The organism is Streptomyces sp. NBC_01508 (assembly GCF_045040315.1).
GTDB lineage: Bacteria > Actinomycetota > Actinomycetes > Streptomycetales > Streptomycetaceae > Streptomyces.
In genome coordinates this window covers 4,410,398-4,434,618 of record NZ_CP109419.1, presented here as the reverse complement: position 1 = coordinate 4,434,618, position 24,221 = coordinate 4,410,398, and the positions used below count along the sequence as shown (strand labels likewise).

Genomic DNA, 24,221 nt, shown 5'->3' with positions numbered 1-24,221 from the left:
ACCATCGGCCCATGAGCACGACGATTCGAATCGCGCAGCAGCCCGAGGCCGACGAACTTCTCGGCCGCAGCCCGTTGGCCGCGCTGGTCGGCATGCTGCTGGACCAGCAGGTGCCCATGGAGTGGGCCTTCTCGGGGCCGTACACCATCGCCGTACGCATGGGGGGTGACGATCTGGACGCGCACGCGATCGCCGCCTACGACCCCGAGGCCTTCGCCGCGCTGCTCTCGGAGAAGCCCGCCGTGCACCGCTACCCGGGGTCCATGGCCAAGCGCGTGCAGCAGCTCTGCCAGTTCCTGGTCGCGCACTACGACGGCGACGCCGCCGGGGTGTGGCACGAAGTCGCCACCGGCGCCCAGCTGTTCAAGCGGCTGACCGAACTCCCGGGCTACGGCAAGCAGAAGTCGCAGATCTTCCTCGCACTGCTCGGCAAGCAGTACGGCGTACGGCCCGAGGGCTGGCGCGAGGCGGCCGGCGCGTACGGCGACGAGGGCGCGTACCGCTCGGCGGCGGACATCACGGGGCCCGAGACCCTCGCCAAGGTCCGCGCGCACAAGCAGGAGGCCAAGCGCGCCGCCAAGGCGGCGAAGGGCGCGGAGGGCTGAGCGGACACCGAGCGGGACGCCGAGCGGAAGTACATGACTTGTGGCACATCTGTTCCCCTAGGACACCTCAGGTCGCTAGCTTTCCTTAGCTTCACTCCACAGCGTTCGCGCTCGTTCCAGCTCGTTCCAGTTCGCTCGTCCTCGTTCGCACTCGTTCGCACTCGTTCGCATCGGAAGGACCCCTGTGAACGCAACGTCCCGCAGACTCATGGCAGTCGCAGCCGCCACCGCGCTCGCCGCCCCGCTTCTGCTGTCCGCATCCTCCGCCTCCGCGCACAACAGGCCCGACCCGGCGAGGGACGCGGCGAAGCTCTCCAAGAAGCTCGTCAAGGAGGCGTCCGGCAAGGACGCCTACAAGCACCTGAAGAAGTTCCAGGACATCGCCGACTCCGCCGGCGGCCACCGCGCGGCCGGCTCGCTCGGCCACGACGCCTCCGCCGCGTATGTGTACAGCCTTCTCAAGAAGGCCGGTTACGACGTCTCGTACGAGACCTTCGATTTCGCGTACATCGAGACGCAGGCCGAGACGCTGAAGGTCACCGCGCCGACACCGCGCGACTCCGAGATCAAGGCCATGTCGTACACGAAGTCGACGCCCAAGGGCGGCGTCGAGGCCGGCCTCGCCGTCGTACCGGTCGACGCCACCACCGGCTGCGAGGCCACCGACTACGCCGCCGGTGCCTTCACCGGCAAGATCGCGCTCATCCAGCGCGGCGGCTGCGACTTCGCCACGAAGCAGCAGATGGCGGCCGGCGCGGGCGCGGTCGCCGCGATCATCTCGAACAACACCGAGGGCGCCCTCAGCGGCACCCTGGGCGACCCGGCAGCGGCCAGGATCCCCACCGGCGGTGTCACCCAGGCCGAGGGCGTGAAGCTCGCCGCCGAGGCCGCGGCGGGCCCCGTGACGGTCTCCGCGGACATCCGCCAGCTCCAGGAGACCCGCACCACCCGCAACGTCATCGCCGAGACCAAGGGCGGCAAGGCGGCCAACACGGTGATGCTCGGCTCCCACCTGGACTCCGTCACCGCGGGCGCGGGCATCAACGACAACGCGTCGGGCTCCGCCGGTCTGCTCGAAGTCGCCCTGGATCTCGCCAAGTCCCGTGAGAAGCCCGCCAACAAGGTGCGCTTCGCCTGGTGGTCGGCCGAGGAGCTGGGCCTGCTCGGCGCCGAGGACTACGTCAAGGGCCTCAGCCCCGAGCAGGCCGAACAGATCAAGCTCTACCTGAACTTCGACATGATCGCCTCGCCGAACTTCGGCCAGTTCGTCTACGACGGCGACGACTCGGACGGCGTCGGCGAGGGCCCGGGACCGGAGGGCTCGGCGCAGTTGGAGAAGGGCATCACCGACTTCCTCGACAGCGAGGACCACCCGCACGAGGGCACCGACTTCACCGGCCGCTCCGACTACGGGCCGTTCATCGAGGTCGGCATCCCCTCCGGGGGAACCTTCACCGGCGCCGAGGGCATCAAGACCGAGGAGCAGGCGGCGAAGTTCGGCGGCGAGGCCGGGGTGGCGTACGACCCCTGCTACCACGCGGCCTGCGACGACCTGGCCAACATCGACAAGGAGGCGTTCGACGTCAACATCGACGTCATCGCCGACGCCGTGGGCCACTACGCCCACGACCTGGGCCCGCTCACCGCGACGGCCGGGGCGCAGGCCACGGCCAAGGCGGAGCGCACCACGGGCGGCGACACCGGCGTGGGCGCGTCGAACGCCCACGACCACGAGCACGGGCAGGAGACGCGGGCCTGACGGCCCGGCAGCCCGACTGACGGACAGCGACGCACGGCGGGCGTCGAGGGAGCCGGCTCCCTCGACGCCCGCCGTGCGTGCTCCGGCTTCCGCCCCCAGGGCTTCCGCGTGCTTCCCCGGAGGGCGATATGGACGGCGACGTCACCGGACGGGGCGGTTCCGCTCATCCGCTGCTCCCGCTTTGACCTGTTTAGATCCATTTAGATCTGTTTGCACCACCGCGCCATGGCTGCGCCCGGAGGCGCTCGCCCGGTAGGCTTTCCGTGTGATCTTCAAGCGCATCGGAAATGGGCGGCCGTACCCCGACCACGGCCGGGAAAGCACCCGGCAGTGGGCGGACGTCGCGCCGCGCCCGGTCCGCCTCGACCAGCTCGTCACCACCAAGGGGCAACTGGATCTGGAGACGCTGCTCGCCGAGGACTCGACCTTCTACGGAGACCTCTTCGCGCACGTCGTGAAGTGGCAGGGCGACCTGTATCTGGAGGACGGACTGCACCGTGCCGTCCGCGCGGCACTCCAGCAGCGGCAGGTGCTGCACGCCCGGGTGCTCGAACTGGACCGGGGCTGAGCGGCCCACGGGCGACCGACCGGCCGACACTGGCCGGCCCACTGATGGGCTGACGCCCCCTCAATCGGACCGGCACTGAGCCTTTCGGGGTCTTTCCGACCTCTTGAGGCCCAACCTATTGATCATTTAGTAGGAATCACTACCGTCGCGCACTACGCTGCGGCCATGAGCATGCTCACCCCCCCTGGCATGGGCGGCAAATATCGCATTACGGGTGCCAAGTACCCCCGCATGCGTCCCCCCCGCCACCGCCGCAGGATCGTGCTCGCGGCCATCGCCGCAGTCGTCGCCCTCAGCCTTGTCTGCTGGGGGACCGTACAGCTCATCGACGTGTTCACAGCTGACGACGGATCGAAGAAGACGACCACGACCGCCTCGGCCCGCGAGTCCGACTGCAAGCCCTCCCCGTCCCCGTCGACGGTGGCCGCCAAGGCGCTGCCCAAGCCGGCCCAGATCAAGGTCAACGTCTACAACGCGACGCCCCGCGCCGGACTCGCCAAGACCACCGCCGACGAACTCAAGAAGCGCGGCTTCGCCATCGGCAAGGTCGGCAACGCGCCCGCGGCGTTCGACAAGAAGATCCCCGGCACCGGGATACTGCTCGGCGCCCCGGCCGCGGCCGACGGGTCATTCACCGTACTCGGCGCCCAGCTGAAGGGCGCGAAGCCCCAGCACGACGCGCGAAAGACGAAGGACGTCGACCTGCTGCTCGGCACGGCCTTCAAGACCCTGAACGTGCAGAAGGACGCCGACCAGGCCCTGGCCACCCTCACCAGGCCCGCACCCGGCCGCCCCTGCTGACACGCCGCGACAGACCCTAGGCCGTCCCGTACATGCGGTCACCCGCGTCGCCCAGCCCCGGCACGATGTACCCGCGTTCGTTCAGCCGCTCGTCGACCGCCGCCGTGACGACCGTGACCGGCGTGCCCGCCAGCTCGCGCTCCATCACCTCGACGCCCTCGGGCGCCGCGAGCAGCACCACGGCCGTCACGTCGTCGGCGCCGCGCTTGATGAGTTCACGGATCGCCGCCACCAGCGTGCCGCCGGTGGCCAGCATCGGGTCCAGGACGTACACCTGCCGGCCCGAGAGATCCTCGGGCATCCGGCTCGCGTACGTAGACGCCTGAAGCGTCTCCTCGTTACGGATCATCCCGAGGAAACCGACCTCGGCGGTCGGGAGCAGCCGCACCATGCCGTCGAGCATGCCGAGACCGGCCCGCAGGATCGGCACCACGAGAGGCCGCGGGTGGGACAGCTTCACACCCGTGGTCGGCGTCACCGGAGTCTCGATGTCGACCTGCTCGGTGCGCACGTCCCTGGTGGCCTCGTACGCGAGCAGGGTGACCAGCTCGTCGGCGAGGCGTCGGAAGGTAGGGGAGTCGGTGCGCTTGTCGCGCAGCGTGGTGAGTTTGTGCGCGACCAGCGGGTGGTCGACGACGTGAATCCGCATGCCTCCACAGTAACCGTGGCCCGGCCGGCGGCCCCGGCTGGCATCAATTCCCTGCTCGCAGGGAAGGTGGATGGACACGCGTACAGGGGACAGAGCCAACCGAGTCGTGGGGTGGTGAGGCGGCGATGCCGGACCGGCAGGGGCGCAATCCGCGGGAGCGGGGCGACGGGGACGGGGCGGCCGGCGCCGCACCGGACGACCCGCACCCGCACCCGGAGCCGGACGCCGCGCCCGTACCGGGGTCCGATCCCGCCTCCGATCCCGCCTCCGAACCCACCGCTGACCCCACCTCCGACCTCACCGCCGACGAGAACGGCGCGGCACGCCGGCGTCGGCGTGCGCAGTTCCTGCGCGAGTTGAACGAGGCCAAGGCCCTGCGCGAGCGGGTGAAACCGCGCCAGGCCCGCGCGGCCCGGATGCGCCAGCAGATGCGGATGCGGACCTTCCGCTGGTAGTCACGCACAGGTCACCCAGCGGCCCTCCGGCCGCTGCGCGACGGCCACTTGGGCGTCGGGCGGCGCCCGCCCCCCGCGCCCCTCGCACCCCGGTCCCGGCGTGCGTCCGGCCCCGCCCAAAAAAATGCCTCCACGACGCAACGGCGGAAGACCTCTCGCAATCGCCCGCTTTCTGCCACGATTCCGAGTAATGGGCGGGGCAGAGCGCAGCGCACCGCCGAATCGTCACCTCTGACCAGTGGGAGAGTCACGGTGTACTTCGCCGCACTGCTCGCGCGCACCGAAGACGGGTGGGAAGCGAGCGACACAGAGCTCGACGACGTGGAGACCTTGTCGGATCTGACCGACCTGGCCCGCGAAGCCTCGGTGGACGAGGACACGGTGCTCGTCTTCATCGAGCAGGAGGACGCCTGGTTCGGCGTGCTCCGCGTGGAGGGCGAGGAGGATCCTCGCATCTACGTCTCCGACGCGGCCATGGCCGCACGCTCCTCTTACGGGGAGATCCTCACGGACGAATTGCTCGGCGGGGACGATGACGACCTCGCCGACGCCTTGGACACGCTGGACCTCGACGGTACCGAGGACGGCGAGACTGAAGAGCAGGAGGACACGCAGGACACGGACGGTACGGACGACAGCTCCGGCCCCGCCGCCGCGGCCGGACCCGGAGCGGTACCCGCGGGACCGGCGGGCGACCGCGCGATCCTCGCCGACCTGGGCCTGCCGGAGGCGGAGTTGCTGGCGCTGGAGACCGACGCCATGTCCGAGATCGCGGACGCGCTGGGCGCCTCCGAGGTGCTGGAGACCGCGCGCTAGTGACCGAGCGCGACCCGGTGGACGGACCGGAGACAGACCCGGTGCGTGAGCCGTGGCGGGCACCGATGCGCCTCGCCCTGGAACAGGCCGCGCGCACGGCGCCGGCCGGCGATGTGCCGGTCGGTGCCGTCGTGCTGTCCCCCGACGGCTCCGTCCTGTCCACCGGCCACAACGAACGCGAGCTGACGGGCGACCCCACCGCGCACGCGGAGATCCTGGCCATCCGCCGGGCGGCGGCGGAGCTCGGCGCCTGGCGGCTGACCGACTGCACGCTCGTGGTGACCCTGGAGCCGTGCACGATGTGCGCGGGCGCGCTCGTGCAGTCGCGGGTGGCGCGGATCGTGTACGGGGCGCTCGACGAGAAGGCGGGCGCGGCGGGCTCGCTCTGGGACGTCGTACGGGACCGCCGCCTGAACCACCGCCCGGAAGTGATCCACGGAGTGCTCGCCGACGAGTGCTCACGGCTGCTGACGGACTTCTTCCGGGACCGCCGGATTATCGATTTCTGAGCACGGGCCACCTTGGGCTAAGCTCTCTCTCGGTAGCGTGTCCGAGCGGCCGAAGGAGCTCGCCTCGAAAGCGAGTGTGGCGTAACCCGTCACCGTGGGTTCAAATCCCACCGCTACCGCTTGTACGACGAAGGGGCGGACCTCACGGGGTCCGCCCCTTCGCGTTGCCGGGACCGGTCCCGGGCTCGGTGGCGCTCAGCGCAGGTGGGCGATGACCTTCGCGAAGTCGGTCATGTGCGGTTCGCGGACGGAGAAGTAGCTCAGGCCGTACGTCTCCCGGTAGCGGTGCAGCGTCTCGGCGATCCGCGGGACCGGGCCCGCCAGTACGTTGGGGAGGCGCAGGACCTGGTCCTCGGTCAGGTTCGGGGCCCGCCGGCGGACCCGGGTCAGGGCCTCGGCCGTGGGGGTCGGGATCACCGCCGCCACGAACAGGTTCAGCTCCAGGGCGCCGAAGCGCGCGCCCGCCTCGGCGCGGACGTGGGCGACCCGGTCGGCGAGGATCTGCTGCGGGTCCGCCCCCGGCGGGGTCGTCAGTGCCATGACCGGGAAGCCGACGATGTCGGCCTCGCGGGCCGCCAGCCGCAGCGCGCGGTCGCCGAGGCCGGCCAGCAGCAGCGGTGGGACGGTGCGGCCGTGGAGCGTGGGCGGCTGGTCCGGGGTGGCGAACATGCGGCGCAGTTCGGCGACCGTGTGCGCCAGGTTGTCGACGCGTTCGGCGGCGGCGGGGTACGGCAGCTCCGCCGCCCGGAACTCGGCCGCCGCGTGTCCGGCGCCGAGGCCGACCTCCAGTCGGCCGTCGGTGAGCAGATCGGTGTCCGCGATGTCCCTGGCCAGCAGCGCGGGGCGGTAGAAGGCGGCGTTGAGGACGAGGGTGCCGAGCCGCAGGGTGGTGGTGGCGTCGGCGGCGGAGACCAGTGCGGGGAACGGTGCCGGCGCGTCCAGGTGGTCGGGGACCTGGAGTACGTCGTAACCGAGGCCCTCGGCCTGCCGGGCCTTGGCCTGCCAGGCGGAGCGCGATCCGGTGGCCGGCATGCTGACGCCGAAACGGAAAGGCCGGGTGGGCATGGCTTCCTCCGATGAGAGCGATGTCCCAGGAAGGGTACGCCAGAGGCTTTTGCCGGAAATGCCCACGACGCGAGCAGGGGCCGGCCTCTTCGCGAAGAGGCCGGCCCCGTGGTGCTGAGCGGCTACGGGAAGTTGACCACGTTCGACGGGACCGTCGAGGTGCCCGAGGTCGGTGACCCGGTGCTGTTGATCACGTGGTTGTACTGGCCCATACCGCCGAGTGAGACGACCAGGATGTTGCGGAACTTCACTCCTGGCTTCACCGGCGCCTGGAATCCGTGTTCCTGACGGATGTTCGGATCCGATGTGTAGTTGCAGTAGCTGCCCATCGCCCAGCCCTCGTGGTTGACGACCGAGTCGTCGACCTTGTAGGCGGCGTAGCCCTGGATGGCGCCGTTCTGGATGGCGGCCTGGTTGGGGGCGTCGTACGCCTTCTCGTTCTGGAAGAAGATCGTCCGGCCGTTCTCGCCGCTCCACCGCACGTCGTACTTGTTGAAGTGTTCGACGAACAGCCCGGTGGCGAGCACGTTGTCGCCGTTCACCTGAAGGCCGTAGTCGGCGCGGTTGGTCTCCCAGCCCACGCCCGCACCGTGGTCGGCCCGCCAGATCCAGGTGTGGTCGATGATCGTGTCGTCGCTGTTGACCTCCATGCTGGTGGTGGCCTTGCCGGGGCCGGCGCCGCCGATGCGGATGAAGACGTCCTGGACGGTCGTCGGGTTGGCGGCGTGCGAGGCCGACGAGTTCTGCGGGCCGACCTGGAGCAGCGTCGGGGAGTTCATCGGTCCGGCGTCGATGAGGAAGCCGGCCAGTTTGACGCCGTCGACGTCGGCGACCTTCATCGCCGTCACGCCGTTGTCCGGGATGATCGTGGCGTAGCCGAGGCCGAGGACCACGGTGTTCGCCCGGTTGACGTTGATCGACTGGTCGACGTGGTAGATGCCCGGCGTGAAGAGCAGGTGCAGGCCCTGGGCGAGTGCCGCGTTGATCGTGGCCGCGGTGGCGCCCGGTTTGACCACGTAGAACTGGTCGAGCGGCAGGGACTCGCCCTGCGGGGTGCCGTTCCAGGAGACGCCGCGGGCATTGGTGCGCTTGGCCGGTACGAAGACCTTGTACGTGTTGCCGTCCAGGTAGAGGAACGGCTTCTCGCGGGAGACCGGGGTGTTGTTCAGCGTCGTGTACGGCGGGTTCGGGAAGGACTGCGCGGGCGCGCCCTCGACCCCGGAGAACGCCATGTTCCACACGCCGTTGCCCCAGCCGCCGATGGCGCTGTCGCGGGTGTACCACTGCTGCTGGGAGTAGGGCGTGATCTGGCCGTCGACCTTGCTGTCGGCGATGTAGCCGCCGCTGGCCCAGCCGTATCCGTTCGGCGCGAGGTTGAGCCCGCCCTTGACGTGCATACGGCGGAACGGGGCCGCCTGCGCGACCGCCCAGCGGTTGCTGCCGCTGACCGGGTTGAGGGCGAGGTTCTCGGCCGAACGCCAGAAGTTCTGGGTGGCGTTGCCGTTGAACCAGCCGGCGTCGACGGTCACGTCACCGTTGATGTTCGTGTCGTCGGGCTTGAGGCCGAGACCGGAGATCGAGGTGTAGAACCCGAGTTGGGCGTTGAGGTTGTTGTACGTGCCCGGCTTGAAGAGCAGTTGGTAGCGGCCGGTGCCGAACTGGGCCGACTCCTGCTGCGCGAAGATCTGGTCGAGCGTGCCCTGGATGTTGGGCGTCGACGGGTCGAAGACCTTGACGTTGGGGCCGAGGTCACCGCCGCCCTGGATCGGGCCGCCGGGGCCGCCGCTCTCGCCGTACACCTGGAACTCCCAGAGCGAGTAGCCGTACTGGGTGGCGCGGGTGGTGCCGGTCAGCCGTACGTAGCGGGCGTCGCCGGAGACGTTCAGCGTCTCGTTGCCACCGGGTCCTGTGGTGGTGGAGTACGCGCTCGTCCAGCTGGTGCCGTTCGTGGACAGCTCGATCTTGTACGCCTTGGCGTACGCGGTCTCCCAGCGCAGCACGACCTGGTTGACCGCGACCGTGGAGCCGAGGTCGATCCGGATCCACTGCGGGTCGGCGGCGGCGCTCGACCAGCGGGTGCCGTTGTCGCCGTCGACGGCGGCGCCGGCGGGGGTGCCGCCGTTCTCCGTGCTGGAGACCGTCACCGGCTTGCCCTGGGAGAGCAGGGTGGGTGCGGCGCTCGCGGCGGTGGTGCCGGGGATGAGCATCAGCAGGGAGGCGACCAGGGTGGCGGCGACGGACGCGGCGATGCCGCGGCGGCGCACCGAAGCGGGTCTCCTGAACACCGGTACAACGGACAGCGGAGCGTGCATGGGCAGGTCTCCTGAAGTCTCGGACGACGGGGGGAGTTCGGGACGCGCACACGGAGAGATCCGGCGGAAATCCGGAGAGCGCTCTCTCGTCACGCAGATGGTTCTCCCGCGTTTCCCACACGTCAAGAGTTGTGCACGCACCGGCCGCCACCGGTCGCTTTTCGATCAACAACTAACCGACCTGGCGGGGCATTTACTCCGTTTCACGCGGTGTCTTGCGGAGTGTGTGTTCAGGTTCTGACGGCGCGGGGCGGGTGCCTGCCGCGTACGTCGCCCCCGATCGGGCGGCGAGGACCACGCACCGACGCGGTGTGGCCAGAAGCGGTCACGCGGGTGATCGAAATCGACCTCGGAAGCGGCCCATTCGTACGGTTAGACTCACGCGATCGCACTGAGGACGGCAGGGGAGGCAGCGCTGATGGTGCAAACGAAGAAGGTCTTGCTCTATCTGATCATTGTCTTCGTGCTGTATACGATCATCACCTCGCCCGACCGGTCCGCCGAACTTGTCCAGGTGGGGTTCGAGGGCATAGCCAGTGCGGCGGAGGGTGTCGGCGACTTCATGACCGAACTCGTGAAGTAGCCGCCGTCGCGGCGGCCGAAGGCGCCGTATCCGCGCCATCCGCCATCCGCCAACCTCGCCCCCACCCGCGCCCGCGCCCGCGCTCCCGTCAGGAGAACCCTTGATCCGCCACCTGGTCCTCTTCAAGCTCGACGAGGGCGTCTCGCGCGACGAGCCCAGGGTCGCCGCCGGCGCGCGGGCCTTCGCGGAGCTCGGTGGCAAGATCCCGGAGCTGGAGTTCTGGGAGTGCGGCTGGAACATCAGCGACCGGCCGATCGCCCACGACTTCGCCATCAACTCGGCGGTCGCCGACGCCGACGCGCTGACCCGCTATCTGGAGCACCCCGACCACCAGGCGGGCGTCGGACAATGGCGAGAATTCGCCACCTGGGTGATCGCCGACTACGAGTTCTGATCGGTTCCGACCGGTTTTCCGACCCTCGGCTCTCCCGGCGCACCGTCGCCCCGCCCCTGGCGTACCCCCTGGCTCACCCCAGCCGACCTCGCGGCCCCACACCTCACCGGCGTGGGGCTTTTCGCGTACGGGCGGAGCGTGAGCAGCGAATTCTTCGCCAACACGGAGTTTTCTGGTGCTTGCACACAGTGGGCATGTCTTGTGATGCTATGACCGCTTTTGACGGATGAGTTGACCGTAGTTGACCGCAAAGGGGTGGCGTGACCGTGCCGGCCAGTACAACGCCTCAAATGCCGCCCCAGATCGAACCCCGAGCCGAGGCCCGAGCCGAACCGCGAGCCGAACCGCGAACCGAGGCCCCCCTCGTCGAGACCCCGAGCGAGACCGGCACCCGGCCGTCGACGCCGCAGACCCGGGGCGCCGACACCAGGGCGCTGACACAGCTGCTCTTCTCCCAGATCAAGGATCTGGAGCGCGGCAGCCCGGAGCACACCCGCGTCCGCAGCGCGCTCATCGAGGCGAATCTGCCGCTCGTGCGTTACGCGGCGGCCCGGTTCCGCAGCCGTAACGAGCCGATGGAGGATGTCGTCCAGGTCGGCACGATCGGTCTGATCAACGCGATCGACCGGTTCGACCCGGACCGCGGCGTGCAGTTCCCGACCTTCGCGATGCCGACCGTCGTCGGCGAGATCAAACGCTACTTCCGAGACAACGTACGGACCGTCCATGTGCCGCGCCGGCTGCACGAACTGTGGGTCCAGGTCACCGGCGCCACCGAGGATCTGACGACGGCTCACGGCCGCTCCCCCACCACCGCCGAGATCGCCGAGCGGCTGAAGATCTCCGAGGACGAGGTTCTGGCCTGCATCGAGGCGGGCCGGTCGTACCACGCGACATCGCTGGAGGCGGCGCAGGAGGGCGACGGGCTGCCGGGGCTGCTCGACCGGCTCGGCTACGAGGACCCGGCGCTGGCCGGTGTCGAACACCGCGATCTGGTCCGGCATCTGCTCGTCCAGCTGCCCGAGCGGGAACAGCGCATCCTGATGCTGCGCTACTACAACAACCTGACGCAGTCACAGATCAGCCAGGAGCTCGGCGTCTCCCAGATGCATGTGTCGAGACTCCTCGCGCGAAGCTTCGCGCGTTTGCGATCCGCAAATAGGATCGAGGCATAGCTCTTCCGGGTAGTAACCCCGCAGCCGTCTCACCGGCAGCAAATTCGCATACCCCCTTATTCCGGTGCAGATATGTCGACTTGGCGCTACAGCGTGTTGACGACATGTGACATTCTGCTGGAACCGCGTTTGCCGCAGTCCCACCGCCGGTATTCAGGTGGAGGCTGCGTTCCTTCGACGGGAGCGGCCACCGCGACCGTCAGCGACCTCAAGGGGGTGGCATGTCCGTAGAACAGGGCAGCTCGAAGGTGCTCACGCTCAACAAGAGCGACCAGGCACCGGACGCACCGGATGCTCTCGACCGTGTGGCCGAACCGCGCGTGTCCCAGCCGGAAGTCATCGACACCCGCACTCTGTCCCGCTCCCTGTTCCTGCGGCTCGCCGTGCTCGACCAGGACAGCCCGGAGCGCACCTACGTACGTGACACCCTCATCGAGCTGAATCTGCCACTGGTGCGTTACGCGGCGGCCCGGTTCCGCAGCCGTAACGAGCCGATGGAGGACATCGTCCAGGTCGGCACGATCGGCCTGATCAAGGCGATCGACCGGTTCGACTGCGAACGGGGCGTGGAATTCCCCACGTTCGCGATGCCGACCGTCGTCGGCGAGATCAAGCGCTTCTTCCGCGACACGTCGTGGTCCGTGCGCGTCCCCCGCCGGCTCCAGGAGCTGCGGCTGGCGCTCACGAAGGCCAGCGACGAGCTGGCGCAGAAGCTGGACCGCTCGCCGACCGTGCCCGAACTCGCCCTGGTGTTGGGGGTGTCGGAGGAGGACGTGGTCGACGGCCTCGCGGTCGGGAACGCGTACACGGCCTCCTCGCTGGACTCCCCGTCCCCCGAGGACGACGGCGGCGAGGGCTCGCTCGCGGACCGGCTGGGGTACGAGGACACGGCCCTGGAGGGGGTGGAGTACCGCGAGTCGCTGAAGCCGCTGCTGGCCAAACTCCCGCCCCGGGAGCGGCAGATCATCATGCTGCGCTTCTTCGCGAACATGACGCAGTCCCAGATCGGCGAGGAGGTCGGCATCTCGCAGATGCATGTCTCACGCCTGCTGACCCGCACGCTCGCGCAGCTGCGGGAAGGGCTGATCGCGGACTGATCGCGGACTGATCGCGGACTGTCGCGAACTGTCGCGAACTGTCGCGAACTGTCGCGAACTGTCGCGGACCGAGTCCGGTGCCGCGGCGGTGCCCCGCTCCGTGCGGAGCGGGGCACCACCGGCAGGCAGGAGTCAGGGCCTGTCCGGCGGGGTCAGCCGAGCGCGAGCCAGGCGACCGCGCCCAGGATCACGATCACGGCCACGACGCCGACGATCAGTCCGGTCTTCGATCCGCTCTGCTGTGGCGCCTGTCGACGCTGTGGCTCACCCTCGTCGACAAAGGCGCGGAACATCTGGGTGTTGCCCGCGGGGTCGGGATTTCCCTCGGGGCCCTGCGGGGCATGGGGGTTGTGTGCCATGGGCCAGGACCCTAGCGAACACCGTGACCCCGCCCAACCCCCGGGGCCGTCCCAAGCCCCTGCGACAGCCGCTCCGGAGGCCGTACGACAGCTTCTCCGGAGGCCGGCCGGGGGCTTTTCGGAGCCGTAACGGGGGCCTCGTCCGTCCCCTGCGTACCTCCCCGCGTGCCATTGACCTCGCACATGCGAAGCCTTTTGGGTTCCTTTACCGCTGATGCCCTCTTTTCGTTTGCCTTCAGCAACCAACCGCTTCTATGGTTGCCCTAAGCAACAACATATGCGCGACAGTGGCGAGGGAACTTCTCGGAGGGGTCATGGCCGCCAAGAGTCAGTACGCGGAACTGGCCCGTCAACTCAGCGCCATCGGCGCCGTGAAAAGGGGACTCTCCCGCGTCCTTCCACCCGACTGTCCGGGCGGCTCGGCCGCCGTACTCACCCTGCTGGAGCGGCGCGGCGAGATGCGGATGAGCCGCCTCGCCGAGTTGATGGCCGTGGACATGTCCGTGACCAGCAGGCATGTGGCCCACGCGGTCGAGCGCGGCTGGGTCGAGCGCGCGCCCGACCTCGCCGACCGGCGGTCCCGCATCCTGCGGCTCACCCCGGCGGGCCGGGACCTGCTTGACGAGCTCGCGCGACGGACGACGGAGATCTTCGCCCACGCGCTGTCCGACTGGACCGACGACGAGGTCGGACAGCTGAACACCATGCTGGCGCGGCTGCGCGAGAACTTCGGCGACTGCCGGCCGGGCCGTTACGACGACAGCCCCGGTTCGTACGCCCGTACGCCCGCCGCGGCAGTCGCACCCGCGGTCGCACCCGCACACGCACCCGTATCTGAGTCCGCACAGCGAGAAACACCCGCGCGGCAACAGACGTAAGACAAAGGAACTCAATGGCTACGACCACCACACCAACGGGTGTACGGGGCGGCCACGCCAAGCACGGAGGCGGTTCCTCCGCCCCCGCCGCACCCGGCACGCCGATGACACACCGTCAGATCATGGAGGCGCTCTCCGGGTTGCTGCTCGGCATGTTCGTGGCGATCCTCTCCTCGACGGTCGTCACCAACGCCCTGCCCGAGATCATCTCCGACCTCGGCGGCGGACAGAGCGCGTACACCTGGGTGGTGACCGCGTCGCTCCTGGCGATGACGGCGACCACTCCCCTGTGGGGCAAGCTCGCCGACCTGTTCAGCAAGAAGCTGCTGGTCCAGATAGCACTGACCCTCTATGTGGTCGCCTCGGCGGCGGCCGGGCTGTCGCAGAGCGCGGGGGTGCTGATCGTCTTCCGCGTCATTCAGGGCATCGGCGTCGGCGGTCTCACCGCGCTCGCCCAGATCATCATGGCCGCGATGATCGCCCCGCGTGAGCGCGGGCGCTACAGCGGCTACCTCGGCGCGACCTTCGCCGTCGCCACCGTCGGCGGCCCGCTCATCGGCGGTGTCATCACCGACACGTCGTGGCTCGGCTGGCGCTGGTGCTTCTACGTCGGCGTCCCCTTCGCCGTCATCGCGCTGATCGTGCTTCAGAAGACCCTCAAGCTCCCGGTGGTCAAGCGCAAGGTCAAGATCGACTGGACCGGCGCGTTCCTCATCAGCGCGGCCGTCTCGCTGCTGCTGCTCTGGGTCACCTTCGCCGGTGACAAGTACGACTGGGTCTCCTGGCAGACGTACGCGATGCTCGCCGGCACGGTCGTGCTCGGCGCGCTCTTCCTCTTCACCGAGTCACGGGCCAGCGAGCCGATCATCCCGCTGCGCCTCTTCCGCAACCGCACCATCACCCTCGCCTCGCTGGCCTCGCTGTTCGTCGGCATCGCGATGTTCGCGGGCACGGTCTTCTTCAGCCAGTACTTCCAGCTCGCGCGTGACAAGTCGCCCACGATGTCCGGGGTGATGACGATCCCGATGATCGGCGGGCTCTTCCTCTCGTCGACGGTCTCGGGCCTGATCATCACCAAGACGGGGCGCTGGAAGGCGTGGCTGGTCAGCGGTGGTGTGCTGGTGACGGCCGGCCTGGGACTGCTGGGGACCATCCGGTACGACACCGAGTACTGGCACATCGCGGTCTTCATGGCGATCATGGGTCTCGGCATCGGCATGATGATGCAGAACCTGGTCCTGTGCACACAGAACCAGGTCTCCCCGCAGGACTTGGGCGCCGCGAGTTCCGTCGTCACCTTCTTCCGCTCCCTCGGCGGCGCGATCGGCGTCTCCGCGCTGGGCGCGGTGCTGGGCAACCGGGTCGCCGGTTACGTCAAGGACGGTCTCGCCGACCTCGGCCCGCAGGCCGCGGCGGCCGGTCACGCCGGTACGGGCGGCGGGGGCATCCCGAATCTGGACACGCTGCCCGCGCCGGTGCGGACCGTCGTGGAGGCGGCGTACGGGCACGGTGTCGCCGATGTCTTCCTCTTCTCGGCGCCGGCCGCGCTGCTCGCGTTCTTCGTGACGCTGTTCATCAAGGAGGTCGCGTTGAAGTCGCGGGCCGCGGGTGACGCGGTGGAGAGCCCGGAGAGCGCGCCGACCACGCCGGACGTGCCCGTCGCCCCTGTGACTGTCGGTGTCGGTGTCGGTGTCGGTGTCGGTGTCGAGGCGCCGGTCGCCGTGGCACCCGCACCCGCGCCCGCGACCACCGGCATCCCGGTGCACGGCGTCGTACGCGGCGGCGAGGGCGGGGCCGTGCCACGGGCGGCCGTCACCCTCATCTCCCCGGCCGGGCGGCAGTTGGGCCGCGCGGTCGCCGGGGACGACGGCGGTTACGTCGTGGACGCGCCCGGGTCCGGCTCGTACGTCCTCATCGCCGCGGCCGACGGCTACCAGCCGCAGGCCGCCACGGTGGCCGTCGGCACGGAGCCGCTGGCGTACGACATCCTGCTCGCCGGTACGAGCGGTCTGACCGGCGCCGTACGGAGCGTGGCGGGCGATACGCCCATCGAGGGCGCGATGGTCGTCGTGACCGACGTGCGCGGCGATGTGCTGGCGACCGGCAAATCCGCCGAGGGGGGCGAGTTCGCCTTCGCGGAGCTGCTGCCCGGCGCCGTGACCGTCGCCGTGAACGCGGCCGGCTTCCGGCCGCTGGCCCTGCCGGTGGAGATCGGCGCCCAGGGGGTGACCCGCGTCGAGGCCGCGCTGAAGTCGGGCGCGCTCGTCCAGGGCACGGTCCGGGCGGGAGCCGACCGGCGTCCGCTGCCGGACGCCCGTGTCACGCTGATCGACGCGGCCGGGAACGTGGTCACCACGGCGACGACCGGGGACGACGGGGCTTACGGCTTCGCGGACCTGGACGCGGGCGAGTACACGGTCATCGCGACCGGCTATCCGCCGGTGGCCGGTGGTCTGACGGTGGCCGGGCACGGTATCGACGGGCACGACATCGAGCTGACGCACCCGGGCGAGTAGGGCGGCCTGTCAAAGCCCCCGGACGGGGCGCGTTCCCGAGCAGAGGCGCGCCCAGGTCCGGTGGAAGGGGCCCCGGTGGTGGTGGCGGCAGCCAGGGGACGGCGTGCCGGCACCGCACCGGGGCCCGATTCTTGGCCGGACCGGTGCCGGTGCGGTGCCGGTGCGGTGCCGTGACAGTGCCGGTGCGGTGCCGGTGTCAGTGCGGTGCCGGTGCCGGGCCGGTGTGGACGGGCTCATGAGAACAGCGAACGAGGAGAGAGAAACGGGATGGGACTTCGCGCACAGGTACGGACACCGGACGGCTGGGCCGTCGGGCACGCCGTCGTGACCCTGACCGACCGGACCGGCGCGCAGGTGGTGCGCGCCGACGCGGACGCCGACGGAGCGGTGACCTCCGACGTACCGCTGACGCCGGGGCCGTACACCGTGATCGTGACGGCCATCGGCCACGCGCCCGCCGCCGCCACCGCGTTCGTCACCTCCAGCGGTGTCGCCGACGCCGGGACGGTCGTCCTGACCCGGCAGGGCGGCATCGAACTGCCGCCGCCCGGTGGGTGGAACATCGACCCCGCGCACTCGTCGGTGGCCACGGTCGCCCAGCACCTCGGGATCTCCAGCGTGCGGGGCCGTTTCGCCGAGTTCGGCGGCCGGGTCGAGATCGCGTCGGCGCCCGAGCACTCGCGCGTCGACGCGGTCATCGACGCGACGAGTATCGACACCGGCAACGCGGTGCGGGACAAGCACCTCAGGTCGCCGGACTTCCTGGACACGGAGCGGTACCCGGAGATCACATACCACAGCACGGGCGTCAGCCGGTCGGGGCCGGACCGCTGGACGGTACGGGGCGACCTGTCGCTGCACGGAGTCGTACGGAAGGTGGCGCTGGACCTCACGTACCTCGGGACCGGGCCCGATCCGTGGGGCGGCGAGCGGGCGGCCTTCCGAGCGACGACGGAGCTGCGACGCGCCGACTTCGCGATGAACTACAACCAGGTGGTGCGGGCGGGGATGTCGGCGATCGGCACGACGCTGCGGGTGGAGATCGACATCCAGGCGGTGCGGGAGGTCGATCCGGCGGACGCGGTCGCGTCGTAGGCTGCGCGGCATGGCACCCGACATCGCGACCAACACCACCGTGGCGCTCGCCGAGTTGCTGGAGTTCGTCCGGCCCAGGCACCACGCGATCCTGCTGACGACCCGTTCCGACGGCCGCCCCCAGGGCTCCCCGCTGACCTGCGGGGTCGACGGCTCGGGGCGGATCGTCGTCTCCACCTACCCGGAGCGCGCGAAGACGCGGAACGCGAAGCGGGACCCGCGGGCGAGCGTCATCGTCCTGTCGGACACGTGGGACGGGCCGTGGGTGCAGATCGACGGTACGGCGGAGGTGCTGGACGTACCGGAGTCGGTGGAGCCGCTGGTCGAGTACTTCCGCGACATCTCGGGGGAGCACCCGGACTGGGACGAGTACCGCGAGGCGATGGTGCGGCAGGGGAAGTCGATCATCCGCATCACGCCGGAGCGCTGGAGCCCGATCGCGACGGGCGGATTCCCGGCGCGGCTGGCTCCGCCCGAGTAGCCGGGCCGGGACGGGCTCAGCCCCGGGCCCGCATCGCCTCGATGCCCGCGACGAGGAGTTCGAGCGCGAACGTGAAGTCCCGTTCGCGCATCTCCTCGGCCGTGTCGCCGCCGCGCGCCGCCATCAGCTCCTCGGCCCGGTCGAAGCGGCCCCGGTACTCCGGCCGTTCGTTGATCCTTCCCATGGCTTCCCGGTAGTACTGCTCCTGGGTCATCCCCGCCTCGGCGCACCGCTGGACGAAGTGGCCCTCGATCGTGCCGAATCCGTACACGAACTGGAAGACTGCGGCCAGTGCACCCATCTGGCCGTGCGCGGGCAGGCCCGTACGGCCCATGACCCGCTGCACGGCGGCGGAGAACTCCATCGAGTGCGGGCCGATGTTGAGGAACTTGCCGGCGAGCGGTGAGACCCAGGGGTGGCGGACCAGCAGGGCACGGTAGTTGACGGCGAGGGCGCGCAGGTCGTCGCGCCAGTCGGAGTCCGAGTCCGTGTCGGAGTCCGTGCCCGAGTCCGTGCCCGAGTCCGGGTCCGTGCCCGAGTCCGGGTCCGTGCCCGAGTCCGCTTCGTCGTCCGCCGGGCCGACCGTGTCGATCTCCGAGAAGACGGAGTCCAGGGCGAGTTCGAGTAGGTCGTCCTTGGTGTCCACGTACCAGTACAGGGACATCGCCGTCACACCCAGCTCGGCGGCCAGCCGGCGCATGGACAGCTTGGCCGGACCCTCCGCGTCGAGCAGCCGCACCGAGACCGCGATGATCCGGTCCCTGCCGAGCCCGGTGGGATGGTCGGAGCGCTCACTCCTACGGCCGCGTGCCGCGGGCTTCCCCTCCAGCCATACGCTGGTCCGCAGGGGCTGCTTGGCGTTGTCGGCTGCCGACTCCATGGTTGAGCCTCCTCGGTTCCTCGGCCCGTTCGTGCGGCTCCGATGCTATGCCGCTGACGCCTCGGGCCGGTCCGCCCGCTCCGCTCGGCGCAGCAGCAGCGCGGCGAGCAGGCCACCCGCCAGTACCGCCACCGCGCCCACCAACTGGCTGGTCTCCAGGCCGGAGGCGAACGCGTCGGAGATCGCGGCGCGCTCCGCGTCCCCGCCCGGCCCCGCGTCGACGGCCGCGAGCGCGGCGGGCAGCGAGGACGCGCCCACGGCGGCGGGGACGAGCGCGGCGAACCGGGAGTTGAGTACGGCTCCGAGTACGGCGACCCCGAGACCGTTGCCGAACTCGGCGAGCGTGCCGTTGACGCCCGCGCCGACGCCCGCCTTCTCCGGCGGGATCGCGCTCATGATGGCGTTGGCCATGGCGGGCATCGACAGCGCGACGCCCGCGCCCATCACGACGAGTCCGAGCAGCATGCCGCTGTAGCCGCCGGCACCCAGGACCGCGATGGCCGCGAGACCGGCGGAGACCAGGGACATGCCGAGGGCGATGGTGGTGGGCGTGCCCAACTTCCGTACGAGCCAGGCTCCTACGCCCACGAGGTTGAGCAGGACGACGGTGACGGCGAGCGGTGCCGTCCGCAGACCGGCGTCCAACGGGCCGTATCCCATGACGAATTGCAGATGCTGCGTGAGCAGGTACAGCGAGCCCGTCATGCCGAAGGCGACGAGGAGCGCGCCCGCGACGGCGCCGACGAAGCGCTGGTTCCGGAAGAAGTGCATGTCCAGCATCGGGTACGGGACACGCACTTCCCAGTACGCGAACGCGCCCATGACGAGCACGCCGACGCCCGCCGGGAGCAGCACGTGGACGGAGGTCCAGCCGTGGTCGGGGCCGGAGATGATCGCGTACACGACGGAGGTCATGCCGATGACGGAGAGCAGCGCGCCCAGCAGGTCGGGGCGGGCGCCCTGTTTGGTCCGGGACTCCGGTACGAGCGCGATGACGGCGACCAGGCCGAGTGCGACGACCGGGATGTTGATGAGGAAGATCGCGCCCCACCAGAAGTGGTCGAGGACGGCGCCGCCGAGCAGGGGTCCGGCCGCGAAGCCGAGCGAATTGACCGTCGCCCACAGGCCGATGGCCCGTACCCGCTCCTCGTCGTCGAAGATCGTGACGACGACGGCGAGCGTGGTGGTGATCAACAGCGCCCCGCCGACGCCCATTCCGGCGCGGGCGGCGATCAACTGGCCCGAGGACTGCGCGAGTCCGGCGGCCAGGGAGCCGATGCCGAACAGCGCGAGGCCGGCGACGAGCATCCTCTTGCGGCCGTAGCGGTCGGCGGCGTTGCCCGCGGTGAGCAGGAGGCCGGACTGGACGAGTGAGTAGGCGTTGATCATCCACTGGACGTCGGCGGTCGACGCGTCGAGTTCGGTGGTGAGGGAGGGGATCGCGACGCTGAGGACGGTGTTGTCGATGAGCACGGTGAGCTGGGCGAGACAGATGACGCCGAGGATCAGCCAGCGCTGGGGGTGGCGGCCGGGAACCGGCGAGTCGGGAGTGGTAGTGGTGTCGGCGGCCGACGCCTTCATACGGAGAGTCCTTTACGGTGTACGGGACCAATCGGCCCCGTACACCGTACAAGAAACTCTCTTACGCCGTATAGCTACTTGGTGGCGGTCAGATCGTAGAGGGTCGTGCCGCCCACGGTGACCTCCTTGTACGTGGACTGCACCCAGGTGGAGATGGCCGAGGCCGAACCCTCCTGACCGCCGCCCGCCCCGCCAGCCCCGCCTCCGCCGCCGACCCCGCCGCCTCCGAAGAAGTAGTGGATCTCGCCGTCCGCGACATGGCGCTTGAACTGGTCGAGCGTCGGGGACGGGTCGCTGCCGTTGAAGCCGCCGATCGCCATCACCGCTTCCCTGGTGGCGAGTTGGTTGGTCGCGGCGTTCTGGGAGCCGGTCGTCGCGGCGACCCACGTGTAGTCACCGGCGTCCTTCTTCAGCGCCGCTGCCACCTCGGCGCTGACGGCCTGGCCGTCGAGCAGACCGGCCATCCCGCCGCCACCTCCGCCGCCCTGCGGGGTCTGGCCGCCGGCGGGGCGTGGGGGCCGGGCACCGGCAGCACCGCCGCCGTCGTCGTCGCCACCACCGCCCGGATCACCCGCACCGCCACCACCGCCCGGACCACCCGCACCGCCACCGCCACCGCGCGCCGCCGCCGGGCCCGCCGTCACGATCGACCCCGAGTGCGGGGTGCTGACCGTGGACAGCGTGTACGCGAGCGGCGCCGCCAGCGACGCGGCGACCGCCAGCACGACGGCGCCCACCGCCATCCGGGGCCCGAGGGTGCGGAACCGCCCCTCCCGGCCGATCCGGCCCACGACCGTCAGCGCCACCGCCGCGGTCAGCCCGCCGGCCAGCACAGCCCAGCGCAGCCACGGCACGAAGTCCGGCGTACGGCCGAGCAGCACGAACGCCCAGACCGCCGTCCCCGCCACGGTCACACCCAGCGCGGCCGACGCGAGGAACGTGGCGCGCTCCTCCCACAGCACCGTCACGCCCATGCCGACCAGGGCGGCGATGTACGGCGCGAGCGCCACCGTGTAGTACTCGTGGAAGATCCCCGCCATGAAGGAGAAGACCCCCGCCGTCGTCAGCAGCGCACCGCCCCAGACCAGGAACGAGGAGCGTGCGAGATTCGTGCGGCCGGGGCTCGTCCTGGCCCGCCAGGTCAGCACCAGACCGGCGACCAGCAGGAACAGCGCGGCGGGCAGCAGCCAGGAGATCTGACCGCCGATGCTGTCGCTGAACATCCGGCCGATGCCGGTCTCACCGCCACGGCGCCCGCCTCCCCCGCCCCCACCGCCGACGCTGCCGGGCTCGTCACCGCTGATACGGCCAAGTCCGTTGTAGCCAAGGGTGAGTTCGAGGAAGGAGTTGGTCTGCGAGCCGCCGATGTACGGGCGGGACGCGGCCGGCCACAGCTCGACGATCGCGACCCACCAGCCACCTGCGACCACCAACGCAAGCCCGGCGGCGGCCAGTTGGCCGATTCGGCGCCGTACGGACGTGGGCGCGCACACCGCGTACACGAGCGCGAGCGGCGGCAGGATCAGGAACGCCTGGAGCGTCTTCGTCAGGAACGCGAAGCCCATCGCGACACCCGCCCACACCAGCCAGCGCGTCCGGGCCCCTTCCAGCGCGCGCAGCACGCAGTAGACCGTGACCGTCATCAGCAACGCCAGCAGCGCGTCCGGGTTGTTGAAGCGGAACATCAGCGCGGCGACGGGCGTCAGCGCGAACACCGCGCCCGCGATGAGCCCCGCCGATGCGCTGAAGCGGCGGCGGACCGCCGCGTACAGCGCGGCGATCGTGCCGACACCCATCAGCGCCTCGGGCACCAGGATCTGCCACGACCCGAGACCGAAGAGCCGTACGGACAGGGCCATCGGCCACAGGGCGGCCGGGGGTTTGTCGACGGTGATGGAGTTCCCCGCGTCGGACGAGCCGAAGAAGAACGCCTTCCAGCTCTCGCCACCCGCCTGAACGGCCGCGGAGTAGAAGGAGTTGGCGTATCCGGAGTCGCCGAGGCTCCACAGGTTGAGGACCAGCGCCGCGAGCAGCAGGGCGAGGAAGGCGGGGCGTACCCAGGGCGCGTCCTCGGGCCTGCCGCGGCGCAGCCGCGCGAGAAGGGGGACGGCGCGGTGGGCGGGTCCGGCGGTCGGTGCGCCGGTGGCGAGGGCGTGGGTCATCGGGCGCTCCGTTCCGGGGTCCTGTGGGTCTGCTGGGCTTCCTGGGCCTGCTGGGCTTCCTGGGTCGTGGGCTGTTCGCCGACGCCGCGCCGGTCGGGGAAGACCCACGCGCGGAAGAGGAGGAAGCGCAGCACCGTCGCCGCGAGGTTGGCGGAGATCAGGACGGCCAGTTCCGTGCCGTGGGCGGGGTTCCCGGAAGCCGCGTCGAGCGCGGCCAGCGAGCCGCTGGTCAGCGCGAGACCGATACCGAAGACGACCAGACCCTGGGCCTGATGGCGTACGGCGCGCTCCCGGCCCCGTACGCCGAACGTCAGCCGGCGATTGGCCGCGGTGTTCGCGACCGCCGAGACCAACAGGGCGGCAGCATTGGCCGCTTGAGCCCCGGAGGCCGTACGGAAAAGGGAGTAGAGCAACAGATAGAAGAGGGTCGACAGCGCGCCGACGACGCAGAAGCCGACCAACTGGCGGGCGAGGCCGCCGGGGACGCCGCCGATCGCGCGGTCCCGCGGGTCGTCGCCGAAGGGCCGGGCGAGCCGGTCGAGCGGCAGCGCGCCGACCGCGAGCGCGCGCCCGACCCGCCAGACGCCCTTGAGGTCGTCGATCGCCGTGCTCACGATGTGCACACGGCTGTCCGGGTCGTCGACCCAGTCGACCGGCACCTCGTGGATCCGCAGCCCGGCCCGTTCGGCGAGCACCAGCATCTCGGTGTCGAAGAACCACCCGGTGTCCTCGACCATCGGCAGCAGCCGCTCGGCGACCTCGCCCCGTATCGCCTTGAAGCCGCACTGCGCGTCGCTGAAGCGCGCGGAGAGCGACGACTTGAGGATCAGGTTGTAGGCGCGCGAGATGAACTCCCGCTTGGGGCCGCGTACGACGCGCGACGAGCGCGCGAGGCGTGAGCCGATCGCCAGGTCCGAGTGGCCCGAGATCAGCGGCGCGACGAGCGGCAGCAGCGCGTTGAGGTCGGTGGACAGGTCGACGTCCATGTAGGCGAGGACGGGGGAGTCGGAGTGCGACCAGACGGTACGCAGCGCCCGCCCGCGCCCCTTCTCCTCCAGCCGGTACGCGGTCACCTCGGGGATCGACGCCGCGAGCCGGGCCGCCACGGCGGGCGTGCGGTCGGTGCTGGCGTTGTCCGCGACGGTGATGCGGAAGCGGTACGGGAAGGTGCGGGCGAGGTGGTCGTGGAGCCGCCGTACGCACGACTCCAGGTCCTGCTCCTCGTTGTGGACGGGGATGGTCACGTCGAGCACGGGGGCGCCGGGGGCGCTTTTGGGGCCGGTGGGGCCGGTGGGGCCGGTCGTACTGCGGACGCCGGTGGGGCCGGTGGGGCCGGTCGTACTGCGGACGCCGGTGGGGCCGGTGGGGCCGGGGACGCCGGTGGGGGGCCTCGCGTCGAGCGCTTCGACCGGGAGGTGTTCCCTGGCCGGGAGGCTGCCCCACGGGCTGTCGGTGTCGGTTCGCATACGACCGACACTCGG

Annotated in this window: 23 protein-coding genes and 1 tRNA gene; 16 read left to right on the top strand and 8 right to left on the bottom strand. The window is 70.5% G+C overall.

Features of this window, described 5'->3' with window-relative positions:
• Positions 1 to 11 precede the first annotated feature (11 nt).
• The 4 genes from OG700_RS20550 to OG700_RS20535 all read left to right on the top strand — a co-directional run bounded on the left by OG700_RS20550 (position 12) and on the right by OG700_RS20535 (position 3,733).
• On the top strand, positions 12 to 605 hold the full coding sequence (locus tag OG700_RS20550; RefSeq protein WP_405615650.1) for an HhH-GPD-type base excision DNA repair protein: 594 nt from the start codon (positions 12 to 14) through the stop codon (positions 603 to 605).
• Positions 606 to 813: 208 nt separating this feature from the next.
• Positions 814 to 2,364 carry a M28 family metallopeptidase gene (locus OG700_RS20545; RefSeq protein WP_405615648.1) on the top strand — a complete coding sequence of 517 codons (1,551 nt, stop codon included), beginning with the start codon at positions 814 to 816 and terminating at the stop codon, positions 2,362 to 2,364.
• Positions 2,365 to 2,629: 265 nt separating this feature from the next.
• A complete protein-coding gene (locus tag OG700_RS20540; protein WP_041987019.1) occupies positions 2,630 to 2,932 on the top strand; it encodes a type II toxin-antitoxin system VapB family antitoxin in 303 nt (100 codons plus the stop codon).
• Between the two features lie 165 nt (positions 2,933 to 3,097).
• Positions 3,098 to 3,733 carry a LytR C-terminal domain-containing protein gene (locus tag OG700_RS20535; protein WP_405615646.1) on the top strand — a complete coding sequence of 212 codons (636 nt, stop codon included), beginning with the start codon at positions 3,098 to 3,100 and terminating at the stop codon, positions 3,731 to 3,733.
• A 16-nt stretch (positions 3,734 to 3,749) separates the two neighbouring features.
• Here the strand turns inward: OG700_RS20535 and upp are convergent, their stop codons facing one another.
• Entirely contained in the window at positions 3,750 to 4,382 is a 633-nt protein-coding gene (gene upp, locus OG700_RS20530; RefSeq protein ID WP_405615644.1) for a uracil phosphoribosyltransferase, read from the bottom strand.
• A 125-nt stretch (positions 4,383 to 4,507) separates the two neighbouring features.
• On the opposite strand from upp, the gene OG700_RS20525 reads away from it, so the two are divergent.
• The 4 genes from OG700_RS20525 to OG700_RS20510 all read left to right on the top strand — a co-directional run bounded on the left by OG700_RS20525 (position 4,508) and on the right by OG700_RS20510 (position 6,281).
• On the top strand, positions 4,508 to 4,837 hold the full coding sequence (locus OG700_RS20525; RefSeq protein WP_405615642.1) for a hypothetical protein: 330 nt from the start codon (positions 4,508 to 4,510) through the stop codon (positions 4,835 to 4,837).
• Positions 4,838 to 5,089: 252 nt separating this feature from the next.
• Positions 5,090 to 5,653 (top strand): hypothetical protein, encoded by a 564-nt coding sequence (locus tag OG700_RS20520; protein WP_405615640.1) that lies wholly within the window; start codon positions 5,090 to 5,092, stop codon positions 5,651 to 5,653.
• Between the two features lie 65 nt (positions 5,654 to 5,718).
• Entirely contained in the window at positions 5,719 to 6,162 is a 444-nt protein-coding gene (tadA, locus tag OG700_RS20515) for a tRNA adenosine(34) deaminase TadA (protein ID WP_405621834.1), read from the top strand.
• 31 nt (positions 6,163 to 6,193) lie between these two features.
• Positions 6,194 to 6,281: transfer RNA gene (locus tag OG700_RS20510), tRNA-Ser, on the top strand.
• Between the two features lie 76 nt (positions 6,282 to 6,357).
• On the opposite strand, the gene OG700_RS20505 is transcribed toward OG700_RS20510, so the two are convergent.
• Positions 6,358 to 7,227: a TIGR03621 family F420-dependent LLM class oxidoreductase gene (locus OG700_RS20505; protein ID WP_405615638.1), complete on the bottom strand. Its 870-nt coding sequence runs from the start codon at positions 7,225 to 7,227 to the stop codon at positions 6,358 to 6,360.
• A gap of 122 nt (positions 7,228 to 7,349) precedes the next feature.
• On the bottom strand, positions 7,350 to 9,434 hold the full coding sequence (locus OG700_RS20500; RefSeq protein ID WP_405621832.1) for a discoidin domain-containing protein: 2,085 nt from the start codon (positions 9,432 to 9,434) through the stop codon (positions 7,350 to 7,352).
• Positions 9,435 to 9,957: 523 nt separating this feature from the next.
• Between OG700_RS20500 and OG700_RS20495 the strand changes: the two genes are divergently transcribed.
• The 4 genes from OG700_RS20495 to OG700_RS20480 all read left to right on the top strand — a co-directional run bounded on the left by OG700_RS20495 (position 9,958) and on the right by OG700_RS20480 (position 12,788).
• Positions 9,958 to 10,122, top strand: a complete 165-nt coding sequence (locus OG700_RS20495; protein ID WP_405615636.1) for a hypothetical protein — start codon at positions 9,958 to 9,960, stop codon at positions 10,120 to 10,122.
• 100 nt (positions 10,123 to 10,222) lie between these two features.
• Complete coding sequence (locus tag OG700_RS20490) at positions 10,223 to 10,516, top strand: Dabb family protein (RefSeq protein ID WP_405615633.1); 294 nt, start codon at positions 10,223 to 10,225, stop codon at positions 10,514 to 10,516.
• Between the two features lie 266 nt (positions 10,517 to 10,782).
• A complete protein-coding gene (locus tag OG700_RS20485; protein ID WP_405615631.1) occupies positions 10,783 to 11,691 on the top strand; it encodes an RNA polymerase sigma factor SigF in 909 nt (302 codons plus the stop codon).
• A gap of 221 nt (positions 11,692 to 11,912) precedes the next feature.
• A complete protein-coding gene (locus OG700_RS20480; RefSeq protein WP_405615629.1) occupies positions 11,913 to 12,788 on the top strand; it encodes an RNA polymerase sigma factor SigF in 876 nt (291 codons plus the stop codon).
• Between the two features lie 152 nt (positions 12,789 to 12,940).
• Here the strand turns inward: OG700_RS20480 and OG700_RS20475 are convergent, their stop codons facing one another.
• On the bottom strand, positions 12,941 to 13,147 hold the full coding sequence (locus tag OG700_RS20475; RefSeq protein ID WP_405615627.1) for a hypothetical protein: 207 nt from the start codon (positions 13,145 to 13,147) through the stop codon (positions 12,941 to 12,943).
• A 314-nt stretch (positions 13,148 to 13,461) separates the two neighbouring features.
• On the opposite strand from OG700_RS20475, the gene OG700_RS20470 reads away from it, so the two are divergent.
• The 4 genes from OG700_RS20470 (at position 13,462) to OG700_RS20455 (ending at position 18,117) form a co-directional block, all read left to right on the top strand.
• Positions 13,462 to 14,025 (top strand): MarR family winged helix-turn-helix transcriptional regulator, encoded by a 564-nt coding sequence (locus OG700_RS20470; protein ID WP_405615625.1) that lies wholly within the window; start codon positions 13,462 to 13,464, stop codon positions 14,023 to 14,025.
• Positions 14,026 to 14,039: 14 nt separating this feature from the next.
• The gene (locus OG700_RS20465) at positions 14,040 to 16,541 is read left to right on the top strand and encodes an MFS transporter (protein ID WP_405615623.1); all 2,502 of its coding nucleotides are present in this window, start codon (positions 14,040 to 14,042) and stop codon (positions 16,539 to 16,541) included.
• A gap of 267 nt (positions 16,542 to 16,808) precedes the next feature.
• On the top strand, positions 16,809 to 17,636 hold the full coding sequence (locus tag OG700_RS20460) for a YceI family protein (protein ID WP_405615620.1): 828 nt from the start codon (positions 16,809 to 16,811) through the stop codon (positions 17,634 to 17,636).
• A 10-nt stretch (positions 17,637 to 17,646) separates the two neighbouring features.
• A complete protein-coding gene (locus OG700_RS20455) occupies positions 17,647 to 18,117 on the top strand; it encodes a PPOX class F420-dependent oxidoreductase (protein ID WP_405615618.1) in 471 nt (156 codons plus the stop codon).
• 16 nt (positions 18,118 to 18,133) lie between these two features.
• Here OG700_RS20455 and OG700_RS20450 read toward each other — a convergent pair whose 3' ends face one another.
• From OG700_RS20450 to OG700_RS20435, 4 genes are all read right to left on the bottom strand, one after another.
• The gene (locus OG700_RS20450; protein ID WP_405615616.1) at positions 18,134 to 18,997 is read right to left on the bottom strand and encodes a TetR/AcrR family transcriptional regulator; all 864 of its coding nucleotides are present in this window, start codon (positions 18,995 to 18,997) and stop codon (positions 18,134 to 18,136) included.
• 45 nt (positions 18,998 to 19,042) lie between these two features.
• Entirely contained in the window at positions 19,043 to 20,578 is a 1,536-nt protein-coding gene (locus OG700_RS20445; protein ID WP_405615614.1) for an MFS transporter, read from the bottom strand.
• A gap of 74 nt (positions 20,579 to 20,652) precedes the next feature.
• Positions 20,653 to 22,740 carry a glycosyltransferase family 39 protein gene (locus tag OG700_RS20440; RefSeq protein ID WP_405615612.1) on the bottom strand — a complete coding sequence of 696 codons (2,088 nt, stop codon included), beginning with the start codon at positions 22,738 to 22,740 and terminating at the stop codon, positions 20,653 to 20,655.
• Positions 22,737 to 24,206: a glycosyltransferase gene (locus OG700_RS20435; protein ID WP_405615609.1), complete on the bottom strand. Its 1,470-nt coding sequence runs from the start codon at positions 24,204 to 24,206 to the stop codon at positions 22,737 to 22,739. The genes OG700_RS20440 and OG700_RS20435 overlap by 4 nt, the downstream gene beginning before the upstream one ends.
• Between the last annotated feature and the right edge of the window lie 15 nt (positions 24,207 to 24,221).

Coding starts and splice junctions, on each gene's coding strand:
- OG700_RS20550 (WP_405615650.1), top strand. CDS start 12: ATGAGCACGACGATTCGAATCGCGCAGCAGCCCGAGGCCGACGAACTT.
- OG700_RS20545 (WP_405615648.1), top strand. CDS start 814: ATGGCAGTCGCAGCCGCCACCGCGCTCGCCGCCCCGCTTCTGCTGTCC.
- OG700_RS20535 (WP_405615646.1), top strand. CDS start 3,098: ATGAGCATGCTCACCCCCCCTGGCATGGGCGGCAAATATCGCATTACG.
- upp (WP_405615644.1), bottom strand. CDS start 4,382: ATGCGGATTCACGTCGTCGACCACCCGCTGGTCGCGCACAAACTCACC.
- OG700_RS20525 (WP_405615642.1), top strand. CDS start 4,508: ATGCCGGACCGGCAGGGGCGCAATCCGCGGGAGCGGGGCGACGGGGAC.
- tadA (WP_405621834.1), top strand. CDS start 5,719: ATGCGCCTCGCCCTGGAACAGGCCGCGCGCACGGCGCCGGCCGGCGAT.
- OG700_RS20505 (WP_405615638.1), bottom strand. CDS start 7,227: ATGCCCACCCGGCCTTTCCGTTTCGGCGTCAGCATGCCGGCCACCGGA.
- OG700_RS20500 (WP_405621832.1), bottom strand. CDS start 9,434: ATGCTCATCCCCGGCACCACCGCCGCGAGCGCCGCACCCACCCTGCTC.
- OG700_RS20495 (WP_405615636.1), top strand. CDS start 9,958: ATGGTGCAAACGAAGAAGGTCTTGCTCTATCTGATCATTGTCTTCGTG.
- OG700_RS20480 (WP_405615629.1), top strand. CDS start 11,913: ATGTCCGTAGAACAGGGCAGCTCGAAGGTGCTCACGCTCAACAAGAGC.
- OG700_RS20475 (WP_405615627.1), bottom strand. CDS start 13,147: ATGGCACACAACCCCCATGCCCCGCAGGGCCCCGAGGGAAATCCCGAC.
- OG700_RS20470 (WP_405615625.1), top strand. CDS start 13,462: ATGGCCGCCAAGAGTCAGTACGCGGAACTGGCCCGTCAACTCAGCGCC.
- OG700_RS20465 (WP_405615623.1), top strand. CDS start 14,040: ATGGCTACGACCACCACACCAACGGGTGTACGGGGCGGCCACGCCAAG.
- OG700_RS20460 (WP_405615620.1), top strand. CDS start 16,809: ATGGGACTTCGCGCACAGGTACGGACACCGGACGGCTGGGCCGTCGGG.
- OG700_RS20455 (WP_405615618.1), top strand. CDS start 17,647: ATGGCACCCGACATCGCGACCAACACCACCGTGGCGCTCGCCGAGTTG.
- OG700_RS20450 (WP_405615616.1), bottom strand. CDS start 18,997: ATGGAGTCGGCAGCCGACAACGCCAAGCAGCCCCTGCGGACCAGCGTA.
- OG700_RS20445 (WP_405615614.1), bottom strand. CDS start 20,578: ATGAAGGCGTCGGCCGCCGACACCACTACCACTCCCGACTCGCCGGTT.
- OG700_RS20440 (WP_405615612.1), bottom strand. CDS start 22,740: ATGACCCACGCCCTCGCCACCGGCGCACCGACCGCCGGACCCGCCCAC.
- OG700_RS20435 (WP_405615609.1), bottom strand. CDS start 24,206: ATGCGAACCGACACCGACAGCCCGTGGGGCAGCCTCCCGGCCAGGGAA.